Here is a 17,434-nt window from a genome sequence, read left to right as displayed (position 1 = left end):
AGCCAAAGCTTTATTTTATATCAGGTACTATGTGTACTCCAGAACTTTGGAGTAAAGTTCAATCTAATTTGTCTACTTACAATTGAATGTATGTAGATACTACTTTAGCGACGTCGTTTATAGAAATAGATGCGATGCTAGATAGTATCTTAAGCAAAAATGCTTTTGTTGTAGCCTTTTCTATGGGTGGGTATGCTGCATTGCATTTTGCAATAACTTACCCAAAAAGAATAGCAAAACTTATGATTATTGCGGTTTCGGCTAATGGATTAAGTAAAGAGGAATTGCAATTACGAAAAAATACTATAGAGTTTTTGGAGACTCATAAATATAGCGGTATTTCTAAAACAAGAGTATTACAGTTTTTACATCCAAAAAATTACCAAAATAAGGAGCTTATTCAAATTATTAAACAAATGGATGCGACTTTAGGAAAAGAGGTGTTAATTAAACAGCTTAAAGCAACATCTCAACGAGTTTCTTTGTTGGAGCAGTTAGCGGGTTTAGAAAACCCGATACATATAATTGCGTCTGTAGAAGATAAATTAGTGCCTATAAATGCAGTGAGAAAAATGCAGAGTAAAATGCCAAATGCTACATTAACTATTGTGGATAATAGTGGCCATATGTTGCCTTTGGAATCACCAGAAACAATACAAGGTTCTATTCGAGAGTTTTTTTAATTAAAATTCAGTCAAGAATATAACCTGAATTTATGCGTTATCTATTTGGTTCTCATTTTTTTTGAGAAAATTAAATACTATTTTAGCATATATTAGTCATTGAATAAAATTTTAAAATAATGAAATACTTAAAACTTGCTGTACTATTATTAGTAATTACGCTAACATCATGTGTTGTGGATAATGATGAGTCTTTAAATGAGGTTATTCCAGAACCACCAGCAAATCTTATTATAAAATTTAAGTTCGATCCAACTCAAGAGCGATTAAACAATTTAGGAGAACCCTCAACAATTCCATCTGGTAATGCAGCGCAATCTCCTGTAATAAGCAAAATGAGTGCTAACTATATAGAGTTTTCACCAAATGCAACAACACTATTGGGAGAAGGTGCTGTACTCTTTTCGGGAGTAGAAACCGAAGCTGGAGGGGATTTAGCTATAGATTTTCAAAATGCATCATTTGCAGGAGATAATGAGACGTATGTAAGTATACCATTAAGTCAATTATCTGTTGGAGATTATAACTGGGTGCGTATATCACTATCGTATCAAGAAGGAGCAATAGACTTTTTAGCAGCAGATGGAAATGATTACACTGGAACATTGGCAAGTTTTGTAGGGTATAATAATTATATAACTACATTCGATTTAAATGGAAGCGCATTAGAAGTAAATGATAATAAATTACAAGGTTTTTGGGCTTTTGAAACTATGGGGATTACAACACAAGGGCAAGCGCCGGTAGGGGCAACTACAGTGCCAAATCCATTATTTGATACCTCTCCAATACCAGATGGATCCTGTGTAGTGACAGGGCAATTTGAGAGCACTTTTACTGTAACAGGAGAAGAAACAGAAGATATAGAAGTTGTTTTGTCTTTTTCTGTAAATAATAGTTTTGAATGGACAGAAGTTACTGAAGATGGAAAGTATGAACCAGCTGCAGGTGAACAAGTTGTAGATATGGGTATTAGAGGGTTGATACCAACAATTTCTAATTAAATAAAATTATTTAGAGTTATTCTAAATCCTGTTTTTTTTCTGTTAAAATAAACTAAAGGCGTAAAGTTTGCGTTTTGTTGATGACTATATTGGTCTCCTAATTAAATCATCAATCAAATCATCAATCAAAAACTTGTAATCGTTTTACTTGCGCTATTCTCTGTGTTTAAAAGTTTCACTCAAGACACAAAAAACAAAGAATTAAAGATATTTTTAGACTGTAATATATGCGATAATACATATATTAAACAAAACCTTGGAAAGGTGGAGTTTGTAAGAGATCAAAGCCTTGGAGATGTACATTTATTTTTTGTCTCTCAAAGAAACGGAAGCGGTGGGCGTAGCTATGAAATAGACTTTATAGGGAAAGAAGAATTAGCAGATATAAATTATAAAATTGAATTCTCTACCGATGCTAACATGACTAGTGATGATGTTAGAAAAAGAATTCTTAAAAACATTAAATTGGGTTTAGTTCGCTTTTGGATTGCAAAAGGGGCAACAGATGAGGTAAGTGTAAGCGTACCAACACCTAGTACAGAAAGTTATACTGCTGAAGTTAAAGACCCATGGAACTATTGGTTATTTAGAATAGGAGCTAGAGGTTTTTTTAATGGGCAAGAATCTAACCGAAGTAGTAACTTAAACTTTAATGTGTCTGCACGAAGAGTAACAGAGAAAAATAAATTCTCATTACGAATGGGCTTTGGAGAAAATAAATCGGTATTTACTTTCGATGATGAAGACATTGTGGCTATTAACAATAATAAGTTTTTAAACGTAAACAATGTTATTAGTTTAAACAACCATTGGTCTGCAGGAGCATTTGGAAGCCTTGGCTCCTCTACATTCTCTAATAGAGACCTGTATTGGTCTTTTAAACCAGCTATAGAGTATAATTTCTTTAAATATGACGAATCTGCTAAAAAGCAATTAACATTATCATATAGAAACGGAGTTGTGTATAATAAATATATTGAGCGTTCTGTTTTTGGAAAAAATGAAGAACATTTATGGGAGCATAATGTTTTGTTAGGAGGCGTTGTAAGGCAAGAATGGGGGAATATTAATGGCGAAGCCTCTTTTAATCAGTATTTACATGATACTACTTTAAATTCGTTAGGATTTTTTTTAGGTGCTAATATTAGAATTTTTAAAGGGTTTAATTTCGATGTAAGTGGTAATTATAGAATTACAAGAAACCAAATTAATTTACCAGCTGGAGATGTGTCTTTAGAAGAGTTGCTATTACAACAACAGCAATTACAGTCTGGGTATAATTATTTTGTAAGTATAGGTTTTAGTTATTCTTTTGGTTCTATTTATAATACAGTTGTAAATCCAAGATTTAATTTTTAATACGAGCTATAATGTTTAAGCTACTTCTTGTTTTGTAAGTTGTTGGTAATGTGTGGTATGTGTGTTTAATTCTATTGTATACAATAGGCTTTAGAGCAGTTTTTGATTATTTATTTTTAAAGCATTGATGTTGAAAAAGGTAAGTAAGAAGCTTAAACAAAAACAATAATTTTAGAAGCTTAACTTAAACCGATTCTAAATAGTGAGCAAAAGCATAGTATAAATTTGTGATACTAACTAACGAGCGTTATCTTTGTTGAACACTATACTTAACAACAAAAATAATGAGCGGAATTTTAAATTCTTCAATAGGAAGAAAGTTTGCCATGGCACTTTCGGCACTCTTTCTAATGTTTTTTTTACTTCAACATTTTGCAATTAACATTCTATCGGTATTCAGTCCAGATACTTTTAACGAAGCATCTCACTTCATGGGTACGTTTTGGGCTGTTCAATACATATTGCAACCCATACTAATATTTGGAGTGGTTTTTCACTTTGTAATGGGGTTTGTTTTAGAAATTAGAAATAATAAAGCAAGACAAGTTAGTTATGCTAAAAATAATGGAGGTGCAAACTCTTCTTGGATGAGTAGAAATATGATTTGGAGTGGAGGCTTTATATTAGTCTTTATGATTATTCATTTTATAGATTTTTGGATTCCAGAATTGAATACAAAATTTGTTGCAGGCGACATGTCTGGATTAATAAACCCAGAAGATGCAACGAGTGGATTTAGGTATTATGAAGAGTTAGTTCATAAATTTCAACCTATGTGGCGTGTAGCGTTATATGTTTTAGGGTTTGTATTCTTAGCATTACACTTATTACACGGTTTTAACTCGGCATTTCAGTCTGTAGGAGCAAACAATAAATATACTAAAGGATTAAAAGGGTTTAGCAAAATTTATGCAATTGGAATTCCTGTAGGGTTTATAATTATTGCATTATTTCATCATTTTAATCACTAATAATTAAGTTCAATATGGCTTTAGATTCAAAAACACCAAAAGGTCCAATAGCAGACAAATGGACTAATTATAAAAATAAAATTGATCTTGTAAATCCAGCTAACAAAAGAAACATAGATGTTATCGTTGTTGGTACTGGATTAGCAGGAGGTTCTGCAGCAGCTACTTTAGCAGAACTAGGATATAACGTAAAAGCATTTTGTTTTCAAGATTCTCCAAGACGTGCGCACTCTATTGCGGCACAAGGGGGAATTAATGCAGCAAAAAACTACCAAGGAGATGGAGATTCTACTTACAGATTATTTTACGATACTGTAAAAGGAGGAGATTACCGTTCTCGTGAGGCAAATGTATACCGTTTAGCTGAGGTATCTGCAAATATTATTGATCAATGTGTAGCGCAAGGTGTTCCTTTTGCTCGTGAATATGGAGGGTTATTAGATAACCGTTCGTTTGGAGGGGTTTTAGTATCTAGAACATTTTATGCAGCAGGGCAAACAGGACAACAATTATTATTAGGAGCTTATTCTGCCATGAACCGTCAAATAGGTCGTGGAAAAATAAAAATGTACAACCGTCATGAAATGCTTGATGTTGTTAAGGTTGATGGGAAAGCTCGTGGAATTATAACACGAAACTTAATCACTGGAGAAATAGAACGTCATTCTGCACACGCAGTAGTTCTTGGAACAGGAGGTTATGGTAACGTATTCTTCTTATCTACAAATGCAATGGGAAGTAATGTTACAGCAGCATGGAAAGCGCACAAACGTGGTGCTTACTTTGCAAACCCTTGTTATACGCAAATTCACCCAACATGTATTCCGGTTTCTGGAGACCATCAGTCTAAATTAACATTGATGTCTGAATCTCTTAGAAATGATGGACGTATATGGGTGCCTAAAAACATGAAAGATGTTGAGGCTATTCGTAATAAAACATTAAAACCAACACAAATTGCTGAAGATGATAGAGATTATTATTTAGAGCGTCGTTACCCAGCATTTGGTAACTTAGTACCTCGTGATGTAGCCTCACGTGCAGCAAAAGAAAGATGTGATGCAGGTTATGGTGTTAATGCAACAGGTGAAGCAGTCTATTTAGATTTTGCTTCAGCAATACAGCGTTACGGTAAAGAACAAGCAACAATTAAAGGATTAAATATAAACGATGCTGCTCTTGTTAAAAAGCTAGGGCAAGAAGTCGTGAAAAATAAGTATGGAAACTTATTTCAAATGTACGAGAAAATCGTAGACGAAAACCCATACGAAACACCAATGATGATTTATCCAGCAGTTCATTACACAATGGGAGGTGTATGGGTAGATTATAACTTAATGACTACTGTACCAGGATTATATTGTATTGGAGAAGCTAACTTCTCAGACCACGGAGCAAATAGATTAGGAGCTTCTGCATTAATGCAAGGTCTAGCAGATGGTTATTTTGTATTACCATATACTATAGGAGATTACTTATCTGATGATATTAGAACTGGGCCAATTTCTACCGATTCGAAAGAATTTGAAGAAGCAGAAAAAGAAGTAAGAGCAAAAATTGATTTCTTTATTAATAATGAAGGATCTCATTCTGTAGATTATTTCCATAAGAAGTTAGGAAAGATTATGTGGAATAAAGTAGGGATGTCTAGAAATGTAAAAGGATTAACTGAAGCGATTCAGGAAATAAAAGCATTAAGAGAACAATTCTGGAAAGAAGTAAAAGTACCAGGTTCTAGCGATGAGTTAAACGAAGAATTAGCAAAAGCAGGACGTGTAGCAGATTTCTTAGAATTAGGAGAGTTGTTTGCTAAAGATGCATTAAACAGAGAAGAATCTTGCGGTGGTCACTTTAGAGAGGATTCTGTGGAGTTAGATGGAGAACAAAAAGGAGAAGCTTTACGTAATGATGAAGATTTTGCTTACGTAGCAGCATGGGAGTATAAAGGAGAACCTAGTGACGCTGTTTTACATAAAGAGCAATTAGAATTCAAGGATATAGAATTAAAACAAAGAAGTTATAAATAAAAGGAAGACTATGAATTTAACGTTAAAAATATGGCGTCAGAAAAACGCTAACGATAAAGGGAAAATGGTTGATTATAAAATCAGCGATGTATCTCCAGATATGTCTTTCCTTGAGATGTTAGACGTTTTAAACGAACAACTTATAAACGAAGGAGACGAACCTGTAGCATTCGATCACGATTGTCGTGAAGGAATTTGTGGTATGTGTTCTCTATATATTAATGGAGAAGCACATGGACCAGATAGAGGTGTTACAACATGCCAGTTACACATGCGTATGTTTAAAGATGGCGATACTATTTATATAGAGCCATTTAGAGCAAAAGCATTCCCTGTAATAAAAGACTTAGTTGTAGACAGAGGTGCTTTTGATCGTATTCAACACGCAGGAGGGTTTATATCTGTAAATACTTCAGGTAACACAATAGATGCAAATGCTATACCTGTTAATAAGGCAGATGCAGATAAAGCATTTGAAGCAGCTACATGTATTGGTTGTGGAGCTTGTGTAGCATCTTGTAAAAACTCTAGCGCAATGCTATTTGTAGGGGCTAAAGTCTCTCAATTTGCATTATTACCACAAGGGCAAGTAGAAGCTACAGACCGTGTTTTAAACATGGTAAAACAAATGGATGAAGAAGGATTTGGTAACTGTACAAATACAGGAGCATGCGAAGTAGAATGTCCTAAAGGAATTTCGTTAGAAAACATTGCAAGAATGAACCGTGAATACTTAACAGCATCTTTAAAAGGATAGTTGTAATAATTATTTGTTAAGCATAAAAAAGAGGATAAGTTTTAAAACTTATCCTCTTTTTATTATAAAATGTTTTTTAGTTTAATCTAAGTAGTATATATATCCAACATTAAACCAAACTAACCAATCATTGTTTTTATTAGAATCTAATTGGTGATTTAATCCATCGACCCAGTCGCTAAAGTAATATTGCCATCTTAAGTCTACCATTACATCTGCAAGAGGTGCTACTTTATATCTTACACCAACACTAGATACTATAGACCACGTACTACCAGACTCAACATTTATAGGTTCTGGAAAGTCACTATTTATAGTATTTTGTGGATGTGTATTATACCAAGGGTTATAGAAGTTAGCAAAATTATCTGGGTCTCCATTTCCATAAGAAGTAGCTACTTTAGGATTGTAAGATACATAGTGAGCTCCTAAACTTACAAAAGGTGCAAACTTATACCCGAATGCTTGAAATGAACGAATACTTAAAGGAAAGAATTCTAACTGCATACCAATGTCAAAATTATTAGCTTCGCCTTCATGTCCTCTTAATTGATCAGCTTCAACAGTACCTCTAGAGTCATCAACCCATTTACCAAAATGGTTTAATTTTGTTTTATTCCAAGATATTTCGGTTCTAAGTTTAAAGTGATCATTAAAAAAGTTATCAGTAGTATAACAATTACAATCTGCTCTGTATGCAAAGTTAATATAGTGTACAATACCAACTCCTATACCTGTGTTTCCTTTGTTTGTTTCAAAGTCATTACGAACTCCAAAATCGGATTGAAATGCTACAGGACCCGTTATTACCCCTATTTCGTGAGAAAACCCTAACTGAGAAAAAGCAGCTTGGGAGGCTAGGGAGATTAAAAATAGCAATGCTAATTGTTTTGCTTTAAGCATGATATGGTTCAAATTTAGAGGCTTATAATTAAACAAATATATAAAAACCCGATAAACCAGCAAATTTTATAGACAAAATGCATCGGTTCTTTCTGATTTTATTTTATTTAACAATAAAATTAACTTTTGCGAATTTAAAAAAAAAAGAATGTAATTTTTAAAGATAATGTATATTTGTATTAAAATAATATACATCATATTTATAATCATATAAGTAAATGAAAAATAAGATAGAATCATTTTTAGATCTTGTAAAAGAAAAAAATGGAAACGAACCAGAATTCTTACAAGCAGTTCATGAGGTTGCAGAGACTGTAATCCCATTTATTGAAGATAATCCAAAATATCAAGGTAAGATGTTATTAGAGCGTATGGTTGAGCCTGAGCGTACAATAATATTTAGAGTACCGTGGATAGATGATAATGGTAATACTCAAGTAAACAGAGCTTTTAGAGTAGAATTTAATTCTGCAATTGGACCTTACAAAGGAGGGTTACGTTTTCATCCATCAGTAAACTTAAGTATTCTTAAGTTTTTAGGTTTTGAACAAGTATTTAAAAATAGTTTAACAACTCTACCAATGGGTGGAGGAAAAGGAGGAAGTGACTTTAACCCAAAGGGAAAAAGTGATAACGAAGTGATGCGTTTCTGTCAGTCATTTATGAGTGAGTTATTTAGACACATAGGTGCAAACACAGATGTACCAGCTGGAGATATTGGAGTTGGAGGGCGAGAAATAGGTTACATGTTTGGACAATATAAAAGATTACGTAATGAGTTTACTGGAGTTTTAACAGGAAAAGGAATGTCTTATGGCGGTTCTTTAATTCGTCCAGAAGCAACAGGTTACGGTTGTGTATATTTTGCAAAAAATATGTTAGCAACTAAAAATGATTCGTTTGAAGGAAAAACTGTTGTTATTTCTGGATCAGGAAACGTTGCACAATATGCTTGCCAAAAAGCAACTGAATTAGGAGGGAAAGTCGTTACAATGTCTGATTCTTCTGGTTATATCCATGATAAAGATGGAATAGATGCAGACAAGTTAGCGTTTATTATGGAGCTTAAAAATGTTAAAAGAGGAAGAATTAGTGAGTATGTAGATACATATTCTTCTGCAACATTCCATAAAGGAGAAAGACCTTGGAATGTAGATTGCGATGTGGCAATGCCATGTGCAACACAAAATGAATTAAATAAAGAAGAAGCTGAAGCTTTAGTAAGTAATAATGTTTTAGCTGTAGCAGAAGGAGCTAATATGCCAACAACACCAGAAGCTATAGAAGTATTACAAAATGCTAAAGTATTATTTGCACCAGGTAAAGCATCTAACGCAGGAGGTGTTGCAACTTCTGGATTAGAAATGAGTCAAAACTCATTACGTTACAACTGGACTAGAGAAGAAGTTGATGCTAAGTTAAACCAAATCATGAATGATATTCATGAATCTTGTGTTACTTACGGTACAGATAAAGACGGAAACGTAGATTACGTTAAAGGAGCAAATATTGCTGGTTTTGTTAAAGTAGCAGACGCCATGTTAGCACAAGGCGTAGTATAATACTAAAACTTTAAAATAATTATAAAAAGCTTCCTTTTTAGGGAGCTTTTTTAATTTAGAGGTGGTAATTGGGCAAATATATCAATATTACGTTCTATAATTTCGAAGATAACAATGTCTGGTTTGAAAGCTTCTATTTCTTTTTTATCAATAGTATACTTTTTAAGGTAAATAACTTCTGCAAAACCTTCATTAAAAAATGGAATTAAAGCATTGGTGAAAGAATCTCTATAAAGCATTAATTTTAAGCTTTTAGAAGAGTTTTTGTAGTGAAGCTTATTATTTGCGTTAGAAACTAATATGGTTTTCGACTGCTCTGTCTTTTCTATTTTTAAGGCAGTTTCTTGTTGTGACTTATTAATCATTTTTGCTAAATCGAAAGTCTCTTTAAACTTTTGGGGTGTAATTGTAAAATCTTCAAGTCTTACTTTCTCAAGTATTAGATCTTTGTTAATAACATCCATAATATGATTATAACCTACATACGCTCCATAATAATTCCAATGTGTATCTGTTTTTAAATATAGTAATTGGTTTTTTGATTTGTTTTCTACAATAGGAGGAGATAAATCTATAATATCGATATTAGTTTTAGATTTTAAAACAGTTTTTAAAACATCTAATTTTGTTGCTTTTTGATTTAGCTTATAAGGTAAATATTCTTGATAGATTCTATTTTTATCAGGGGCTACAACAAAATAAAAAGGAATATTTTTAGCGTCAAAATAGTTTTTTACACTATTTAAGTAAGAAACTGTATTTGTGAGTTCTTTCTCTGTAAAAGGATCATTTCCATAACTATTATTTAAAACATTATTAAAATGATTTCCTAAAAACAACCAGTCTTCTTTGCCAGAAACAACACGGTTAGGGATAGGGTTTTCATCAAGAATAGTATCTTTAAAATGAATATAATTATTAACTAGAGTTGTTTTTAATCCGAAATTTTCTAAATAGTAATTTTTAAATTTCCCTAGGGATACTATTGGTTGTTTTATAGTTAGCTTGGGAAAAGATTGAAATTTTCTGTTTTCATTATTAGTTAGATTTTTTTCCACACCAAAAACTAAAACAAGATTGGGAATTAATAATGCCAATAGAAACAGTGCGATAATAATTTTAAATTTTTGAGTGTTATTTTTCATTATTAAAATCTAAAATAGATAAATGGGTTGTACGAATCTGTAGCTATATAAATATAGCTAATACTTAACAAAACAAATAGTGTAATAATTCTTAACGTTTCTATTAGTTTATACTTTGTAGATGACGTATTTAATGTTATTAAATAATTTTTTAACTGTCTATGTATAGGTGTAGAGAAAATTATAGCTAATATTAAAACAATGATAATTTCTTTAGATAAATAGAAAAATAAGTAATCGTAATTGGTTTCTGTTTTAAAATTAAACATCATTTTAATATAATTAAAAGCTTCGCTTATAGTGTCACTTCTAAATATAGGCCAAGTAATATTTACAATAAATAACGTATATATTAAAGAGATTGTAGCTCCTAACTTATTTAATTCTTTTTTTAACCCTAATTTTTCTAGGACAATAAATAAACCATGAGACATGCCCCATATAACAAAGGTCCAACTTGCTCCATGCCATAGGCCAGTTACAAAAAACACAAAAAATAAATTAAAATAAGTTCTTAAAGGCCCTTTTCTATTGCCCCCTAAAGGAATATATAAATAATCTTTAAACCAACTAGAAAGTGTAATGTGCCAACGTCTCCAAAACTCTTGAATAGATTTAGAAATATATGGGTAATTAAAATTCTCAGGAAAATTAAAACCAAACATTTTACCTAAACCAATAGCCATATCTGAATAACCAGAAAAATCAAAATAAATTTGAAAACTATAAGCAATAACACCTAGCCAAGTAATTAAAGCAGAAGATTCGCTGGTAGGCATATTAAAAATCCCATCAACCAAAAAAGCACAATTATTAGCTATAATCATTTTTTTTGCTAAGCCAATAATAAAACGTTCAATACCTTCAGAAAATAGTTTATAACTAACTGTTCTGTTTTTAATTTCTTTTTCAATATGTGAATATCTTACTATAGGGCCGGCAATTAATTGTGGGAATAAAGAAACGTAGGTAGCAAAATCTATAAAGTTTTTATTCGCTTTAACATCACCTCTATATACATCTATAGTATAAGACATGGTTTGAAAAGTATAAAAACTAATCCCTAGAGGTAAAACAACATTAGCAAAACGATTTGCTGTTAACGATTCTATATTGAAATTTTGAAGTATTTCAACCAAATTAGAGAAAACAAAATCTGAATATTTAAAGTAGAAAAGAATAGATAAATTAAATATTATGGATAAAATAAGCCCTAATTTACGTTTACCATAATTTATAATGAGTCCTGCAGAAAAATCTATTAAAGCAGAAAGTATAATTAAAATAACTAGCTCTTTTTCTCCCCAAGTATAAAAACTTAAACTTAAACTTAATAAAATAAAGTTTTTAACCTTTTTTGGCGCTATATAATATATAAATAAGGTAAGTGGTAAAAATAGAAATAAAAAAATAGGACTACTAAATAGCATAAGTGGTTTTAAAATTTATAATAGCCAAAATACAATAAAATATAGTATTTTTGGTTTTTACTTAAAACGTAGAAGTCTTCAATAAATGAAAAGGTTAAAAACAGTTTTAGTTATAATTTTTATAACACTATCCCAATTAGTAACTGGGCAAGATTTTTCTGATTCATGGGTAGGGCACTTTTCCTATTTAGATATTGTAGATGTTTCTAAAGGATCTAATAAGATTCTTGGAGCATCAGAGAATGCTGTTTTTATTTATGATACAAGTACTAACGAAATTGAACGCCTTTCAACTATAAATGGACTATCTGGCGAAAATATTTCTGCTATTAAGTATATTGAAGAGAAGGGGATAATATTAATAGGTTTTGAAAACGGATTAATACAAATTTATAGCGAATCTAATAAAGAATTTACTTCTGTAATAGATATATTAGAAAAACCAACAATACCGCCAAACGATAAGCGGATCAATCATTTTATGATTTACAATGATTATGCATATATTTCTACTGGTTTTGGAATATCTGTATATGATATAGAAAATTTAGAATTTGGAGATACTTATTTTATAGGAGCGGGAGGTTCACAATTAAAGGTAAATCAAACAGCAATTTTTGGAGAATTTATATATGTGGCATCAGAAGTTAGAATATTTAGAGCTTTAATTAATAACCCTAACTTAATTAATTTTCAAGAATGGACTAACCTTAGTTTAGGTAACTTTATAGGAATACAAAGGGTTGGAGAAAAATTATACACAGCAGCTACAAATAAAAAAGTTTTTGAGATTGTAACTTCTGGTTTCGTTGTAAAGGCAACTTATCCAGATCATGTTTCAGGGTTTATAAGTGTAAATGATAAACTAGTTGTAACCACAAAGAAAAATGCTTTTGTATATTCTGAAGACTTTACAGAAATAGCAAGTGCTGGTGAAAGTGCTGAATTTGTAACAGATTACACAAAATCAATAATTGGAGATAATGAAGACTTATATATAGGTACGAAATCTATAGATGTTTTGGGAAAACCAGGTTATGGTCTTTTAAAAGCAAATTTTAATGATACAACTGTATTTGAAGAAATTCACCCAGAAAGCCCTTTAAAGAATAAATTTTTTCAAATTGAAACTCAATCTGGACAAGTTTGGGGCGTGCATGGCGGACATTCTGTGACCTATAATTTTAATGGAGGAATAAGACGTTCTGGTATTAGTCGTTTAATAAATGAAGAGTGGAATAATATAACATACGATAGCTTAAATGTCAATGTGCCAAACCCATGGTATTTATCTTACCTTTCTATAGATCCTTTTAGCAATAAAGTTTTTGTAAGTTCTTATTTTAAAGGAATATTAGAAATTACTCCAGAGGAAATAACACTTTACAATCAAGACAACAGTACTATTATTCCTTTTGCAGGAGCATTACATTTAAGCTTAGCAAGTCATTTTGATAAAGATGGAGCCTTATGGGTAATGAATGGACGTGTAGATACAAGTTTAAATAAGTTTAATGATGGGACTTGGACAGATTATAGTTTGTTAGATATTATTAACCCTAGAACCAGTAATTTAGGGTTTTCAGATTTATCCTTTACAGATGATGGTAAGGTTTTTATTGGAAGTCTTAATTATGGTATTATAGGTTTTGATGAGTCCAATGGAGATTTAAAATTTATTGAAGATATAGAGTTAAATATGCCTTCTCAAAAAGTATGGGCTGTAGAAGTCGATAGGCAAAATCAAGTATGGGTAGGAACAGATAGTGGGTTGAGAGTTATTAATAATCCATCGGAATTTTTTGATGACCCAGCTTATCAACCATCAGATATTATAATACTAGATGATGGTATTCCAAGAGAACTTTTGTTCCAGCAGTATATAACGGACATAGAAGTCGATGGTTCTAATAATAAATGGATATCTACTCTAGATACAGGAGTCTATTACCTATCATCAGATGGACAGGAAACTATATTTCATTTTACAAAAAACAATTCCCCATTACCTTCAAATGATGTGTTGGATGTGGCTATAGATGGTACCAATGGTGTTGTTTACTTTGCAACAGAAAAAGGTTTAGTAGCATTTAAATCAGATACATCAAAGCCTGAAGAAACACTTACTAGTGCTTATGTATATCCAAATCCAGTTAGGCCTGCATTTAATATAACCGAGGATAAGGTTAAAATAAAAGGACTTACAGATAATGTAAATATAAAAATTACAGATATTGAAGGTAATTTAGTTACAGAAGCAGAGTCTAGAACAAACTCAAAATTTAGAGGGTATAATTTAGAAATAGATGGCGGAACCGCTTTATGGAATGGAAAGAATTTGGCAGATAGAATAGTAGCTTCAGGAGTCTATCTTGTTTTAATTTCTGATTTAGATTCGTTTGAAACGAAAGTTTTAAAAGTAATGATTGTTAGGTAATGTTTTCCACCACAAATGCAATAGTTCTTTCTAAAATAAGATACAGAGATAGTGATTTAATTATAAAATGTTACACTCAAAAAGAAGGTGTAGTAAGTTATTTATTGAAAGGCATTTTTAAATCTAAAAAGGGGCATTCTAAAATGGCTTACTTTCAGTTGTTATCTCAATTACAGATTGTAACGGATCATAAATCAAAAAGATCATTACAATACATAAAAGAAGTTAAAAACAATTACTTATATAATAGTTTACACACAAATGTGTTAAAAAGTTCTATTGTTATGTTTTTAGCAGAAGTATTGTCTACATCTCTTCAAGAAGAAGAACAGAACGATACCCTATATAATTATCTAGAGGCGACCTTACAGTGGTTAGATATGAATGATAATTATGCTAACTTCCACCTGCTATTTTTATTAAACCTTACCAAACACCTTGGTTTTTATCCAGATAAAACAGAAATCGAAGCACCGTTTTTTAATTTAAGAGATGGAGAATTTCAGTTGGTAAATGAGAGTAAATATTGTGTTTTTGGGGAAAATTTAACACTGTTAAAACAACTGTTAGGCATAACATTTGATGCTTTAGAAGAGGTGAAAATAAACTCAAAACAAAGACAGTCGTTTTTAAGTTTAATTTTACTTTATTTTGAATTACATTTGGGCAGTTTTAAAAAGCCTAAATCTTTACAGATATTTAATGAAGTTTTCAATTAAAAATAAAGCCTATTTTTTTAGTTTTTGGTTGTTTGTATTAGCAATAACAATAACCCAAGCTCAAAATATTAAAGTTTTAAATAAAATAACAAAAGAACCAGTAATTGGCGCTGCAATTTTTAACACAGATAAAACAAAAAGTGTTGTAAGTGATATTAATGGAAACGTATCTCTTGATATTTTTGATGAGGATGAAACCTTATCCATAAAACATATTACATTTCAGTTAAAAAATATCGTTAAATCTAAATTGAATAAAAACGTTATTTATCTAGACCCAGATACTCAAGGTTTAAAAGAAGTGGTTGTTTCTGCTTATAAATTTAAACAAAATAAAAGAGATATTCCAAAAACAATAACAAGTATAAATGCAAAAACAATCGCATTTAATAACCCACAGACGAGTGCAGATTTATTAGAATCTACGGGGCAAATATATGTTCAAAAAAGCCAACTAGGAGGTGGTAGCCCAATGATAAGAGGGTTTTCTACTAATAGATTATTAATTACTGTAGATGGTGTAAGAATGAACAATGCTATATTTAGAGGCGGAAATTTACAAAATGTTATATCTATAGATCCTTTTTCTATTAAGAACACAGAAGTTATACTAGGACCAAGCTCAGTTATTTATGGAAGTGATGCCATAGGAGGTGTTATGAGTTTCTTTACAGAAAAACCACAATTATCGTATTCAGACTCTACATACATTAAAGCAAATAGTGTGTTAAGATATGCTACTGCTAGTGAAGAAAAAACAGGGCATTTAGGTTTTAATTTTGGATTGAAAAAATGGGCATTCTTAACTAACTTAAGTTACACTTCATTTAACGACTTAAGAATGGGAAAACATGGTCCAATAGATTATTTGAGACCAGAATTTGTTATTACAAATAATAATGAAGATACTATTGTAGAAAATAATAACCCCTTAGTTCAACGTTTTTCTGGTTATGATCAAATTAACCTTATGCAAAAGGTTAGGTTTGAACCAGAAAATAATCTTAGTTTAGACTTGGGAGTATATTATACAGCTACATCCGATAACCCTAGATATGATAGATTAATTCGCTATAGAGGAGACCAATTACGTTCAGCAGAATGGTATTATGGACCTCAAAAATGGTTTATGACTAATTTAAATGCTACTAAACTAAGTAGTAACTCTAATCTATATGATAAAATAAAAGCAACAGCAGCTTACCAAAACTTTAAAGAAAGCAGAGTAGACAGGAATTTTCAGTCTACAAACAGAAGAGTAAGAGAAGAATCCGTTAATGCTTTATCGTTTAATTTAGATCTAGAAAAAACATTAAGCCCTAAAATAAAAGTATTCTATGGGTTAGAATATGTTTATAACAAAATAGCATCGCAAGCTAAAACAGAAGATATTACAACAAACGAAACTACAGATGCAGTAACAAGGTATCCAAATGGTTCAACATGGCAATCTGCAGCCATTTATGCGAATATAAAATACAAACCCAACCCTAAATTTGTATTTCAGTCTGGATTACGATTTAACAATGTAGACTCTAGAGCAGACTTCTCAGAAAACAATAGATTTTTAGACTTACCATTTAGCGCTTCAAAAAATACTTCTGGAGCTTTAACAGGTACAGCAGGAGTAAGTTGGTTACCAAGTAAAACTTTACAGTGGCGCTTAAACTTTTCTTCGGCATTTAGAGCGCCTAATATAGATGATATTGGAAAAGTATTTGATTCTGAACCAGGCTCGGTAGTAGTACCTAATGAATCTTTAAAGCATGAGTATGCCTATGGAGGAGAGTTAGGGCTAACATTAAATTTTGATGATATTATTGTTTTTGATACAGCAACATATTATACGTATTTAAATAATGCTTTAGTAAGAAAAAACGGCAATTTAAATGGAGAAACAAGTATACTCTATGATGGCGAAATAAGTAATGTACAATCCATTCAAAACGCTTCTAAATCGTGGATATACGGTTTTGAAGCAGGAATAAAAGTTAATTTTTCTAAAAATTTAAAGCTAACCTCACAGTATAATATTATTGGAGGTACAGAAGATAATGATGGTGTAGAAGTACCGGTAAGGCATGTGGCTCCTAATTTTGGGAATACACATTTTGTATGGCACAATGACAAGTTTAAAACAGATGCGTTTATTAATTATAATAATGCATTATCATTTAATCAATTAGCACCATCCGAAAGAGAAAAGGATTATATCTATGCTCTAGATGAAGATGGAAACCCATATTCACCATCTTGGTATACACTAAACTTAAGAACGCAGTATCAGTTAAATGATTCGGTATCCTTAACCGCAAGCATAGAAAATATTACAGATCAGCGTTATAGAACGTACTCCTCTGGCATATCTGCTCCTGGGCGCAATTTAATAGTGTCGTTAAAATATGGTATATAAATACATCTAAATAACACTATAAAA

At 31.3% G+C, this 17,434-nt stretch carries 13 protein-coding genes; 10 read left to right on the top strand and 3 right to left on the bottom strand.

All coding sequences use genetic code 11. The features are described 5' to 3' along the window. Nucleotides 1–86: 86 nt before the first annotated feature. From ACVC08_RS02775 to ACVC08_RS02750, 6 genes are all read left to right on the top strand, one after another. Complete coding sequence (locus ACVC08_RS02775) at nt 87–683, top strand: alpha/beta fold hydrolase (protein WP_452600916.1); 597 nt, start codon at nt 87–89, stop codon at nt 681–683. Between the two features lie 119 nt (nt 684–802). After that, the gene (locus tag ACVC08_RS02770) at nt 803–1,687 is read left to right on the top strand and encodes a hypothetical protein (RefSeq protein ID WP_452600915.1); all 885 of its coding nucleotides are present in this window, start codon (nt 803–805) and stop codon (nt 1,685–1,687) included. Nucleotides 1,688–1,951: 264 nt separating this feature from the next. Next, nucleotides 1,952–3,046 (top strand): hypothetical protein, encoded by a 1,095-nt coding sequence (locus ACVC08_RS02765; RefSeq protein ID WP_452600914.1) that lies wholly within the window; start codon nt 1,952–1,954, stop codon nt 3,044–3,046. A 284-nt stretch (nt 3,047–3,330) separates the two neighbouring features. Beyond that, nucleotides 3,331–4,017, top strand: a complete 687-nt coding sequence (locus ACVC08_RS02760) for a succinate dehydrogenase cytochrome b subunit (RefSeq protein ID WP_452599489.1) — start codon at nt 3,331–3,333, stop codon at nt 4,015–4,017. Between the two features lie 14 nt (nt 4,018–4,031). Then, nucleotides 4,032–6,044, top strand: a complete 2,013-nt coding sequence (locus ACVC08_RS02755; RefSeq protein ID WP_452600913.1) for a fumarate reductase/succinate dehydrogenase flavoprotein subunit — start codon at nt 4,032–4,034, stop codon at nt 6,042–6,044. A 10-nt stretch (nt 6,045–6,054) separates the two neighbouring features. Then, nucleotides 6,055–6,801, top strand: a complete 747-nt coding sequence (locus tag ACVC08_RS02750) for a succinate dehydrogenase/fumarate reductase iron-sulfur subunit (RefSeq protein WP_452599487.1) — start codon at nt 6,055–6,057, stop codon at nt 6,799–6,801. A gap of 81 nt (nt 6,802–6,882) precedes the next feature. Here ACVC08_RS02750 and ACVC08_RS02745 read toward each other — a convergent pair whose 3' ends face one another. After that, a complete protein-coding gene (locus ACVC08_RS02745; RefSeq protein WP_452600912.1) occupies nt 6,883–7,704 on the bottom strand; it encodes a THC0290_0291 family protein in 822 nt (273 codons plus the stop codon). Between the two features lie 218 nt (nt 7,705–7,922). Here ACVC08_RS02745 and gdhA point away from each other — a divergent pair, with 218 nt between their 5' ends. Beyond that, the gene (gene gdhA / locus ACVC08_RS02740; protein WP_452600911.1) at nt 7,923–9,266 is read left to right on the top strand and encodes an NADP-specific glutamate dehydrogenase; all 1,344 of its coding nucleotides are present in this window, start codon (nt 7,923–7,925) and stop codon (nt 9,264–9,266) included. Nucleotides 9,267–9,316: 50 nt separating this feature from the next. Here the strand turns inward: gdhA and ACVC08_RS02735 are convergent, their stop codons facing one another. Next, complete coding sequence (locus tag ACVC08_RS02735) at nt 9,317–10,411, bottom strand: alginate O-acetyltransferase AlgX-related protein (RefSeq protein WP_452600910.1); 1,095 nt, start codon at nt 10,409–10,411, stop codon at nt 9,317–9,319. A 2-nt stretch (nt 10,412–10,413) separates the two neighbouring features. Beyond that, nucleotides 10,414–11,841 (bottom strand): MBOAT family O-acyltransferase, encoded by a 1,428-nt coding sequence (locus tag ACVC08_RS02730; protein WP_452600909.1) that lies wholly within the window; start codon nt 11,839–11,841, stop codon nt 10,414–10,416. Between the two features lie 85 nt (nt 11,842–11,926). Between ACVC08_RS02730 and porZ the strand changes: the two genes are divergently transcribed. From porZ to ACVC08_RS02715, 3 genes are read left to right on the top strand one after another with little or no spacing between them, the layout of a single operon-like run. After that, entirely contained in the window at nt 11,927–14,278 is a 2,352-nt protein-coding gene (gene porZ / locus ACVC08_RS02725) for a type IX secretion system anionic LPS delivery protein PorZ (RefSeq protein ID WP_452600908.1), read from the top strand. Continuing rightward, nucleotides 14,278–14,997, top strand: coding sequence for a DNA repair protein RecO (gene recO, locus ACVC08_RS02720; protein WP_452600907.1), 720 nt, complete (start codon nt 14,278–14,280; stop codon nt 14,995–14,997). The genes porZ and recO overlap by 1 nt, the downstream gene beginning before the upstream one ends. Further along, nucleotides 14,981–17,410 carry a TonB-dependent receptor gene (locus ACVC08_RS02715; RefSeq protein WP_452597609.1) on the top strand — a complete coding sequence of 810 codons (2,430 nt, stop codon included), beginning with the start codon at nt 14,981–14,983 and terminating at the stop codon, nt 17,408–17,410. Before recO ends, ACVC08_RS02715 begins: the two co-directional genes overlap by 17 nt. The last annotated feature ends 24 nt before the right edge of the window (nt 17,411–17,434 follow it).

This window comes from Pontimicrobium sp. MEBiC06410, assembly GCF_053601615.1.
Note: the sequence above shows the minus strand (reverse complement) of the source record. Positions and strands in the feature narration are given on the sequence as shown.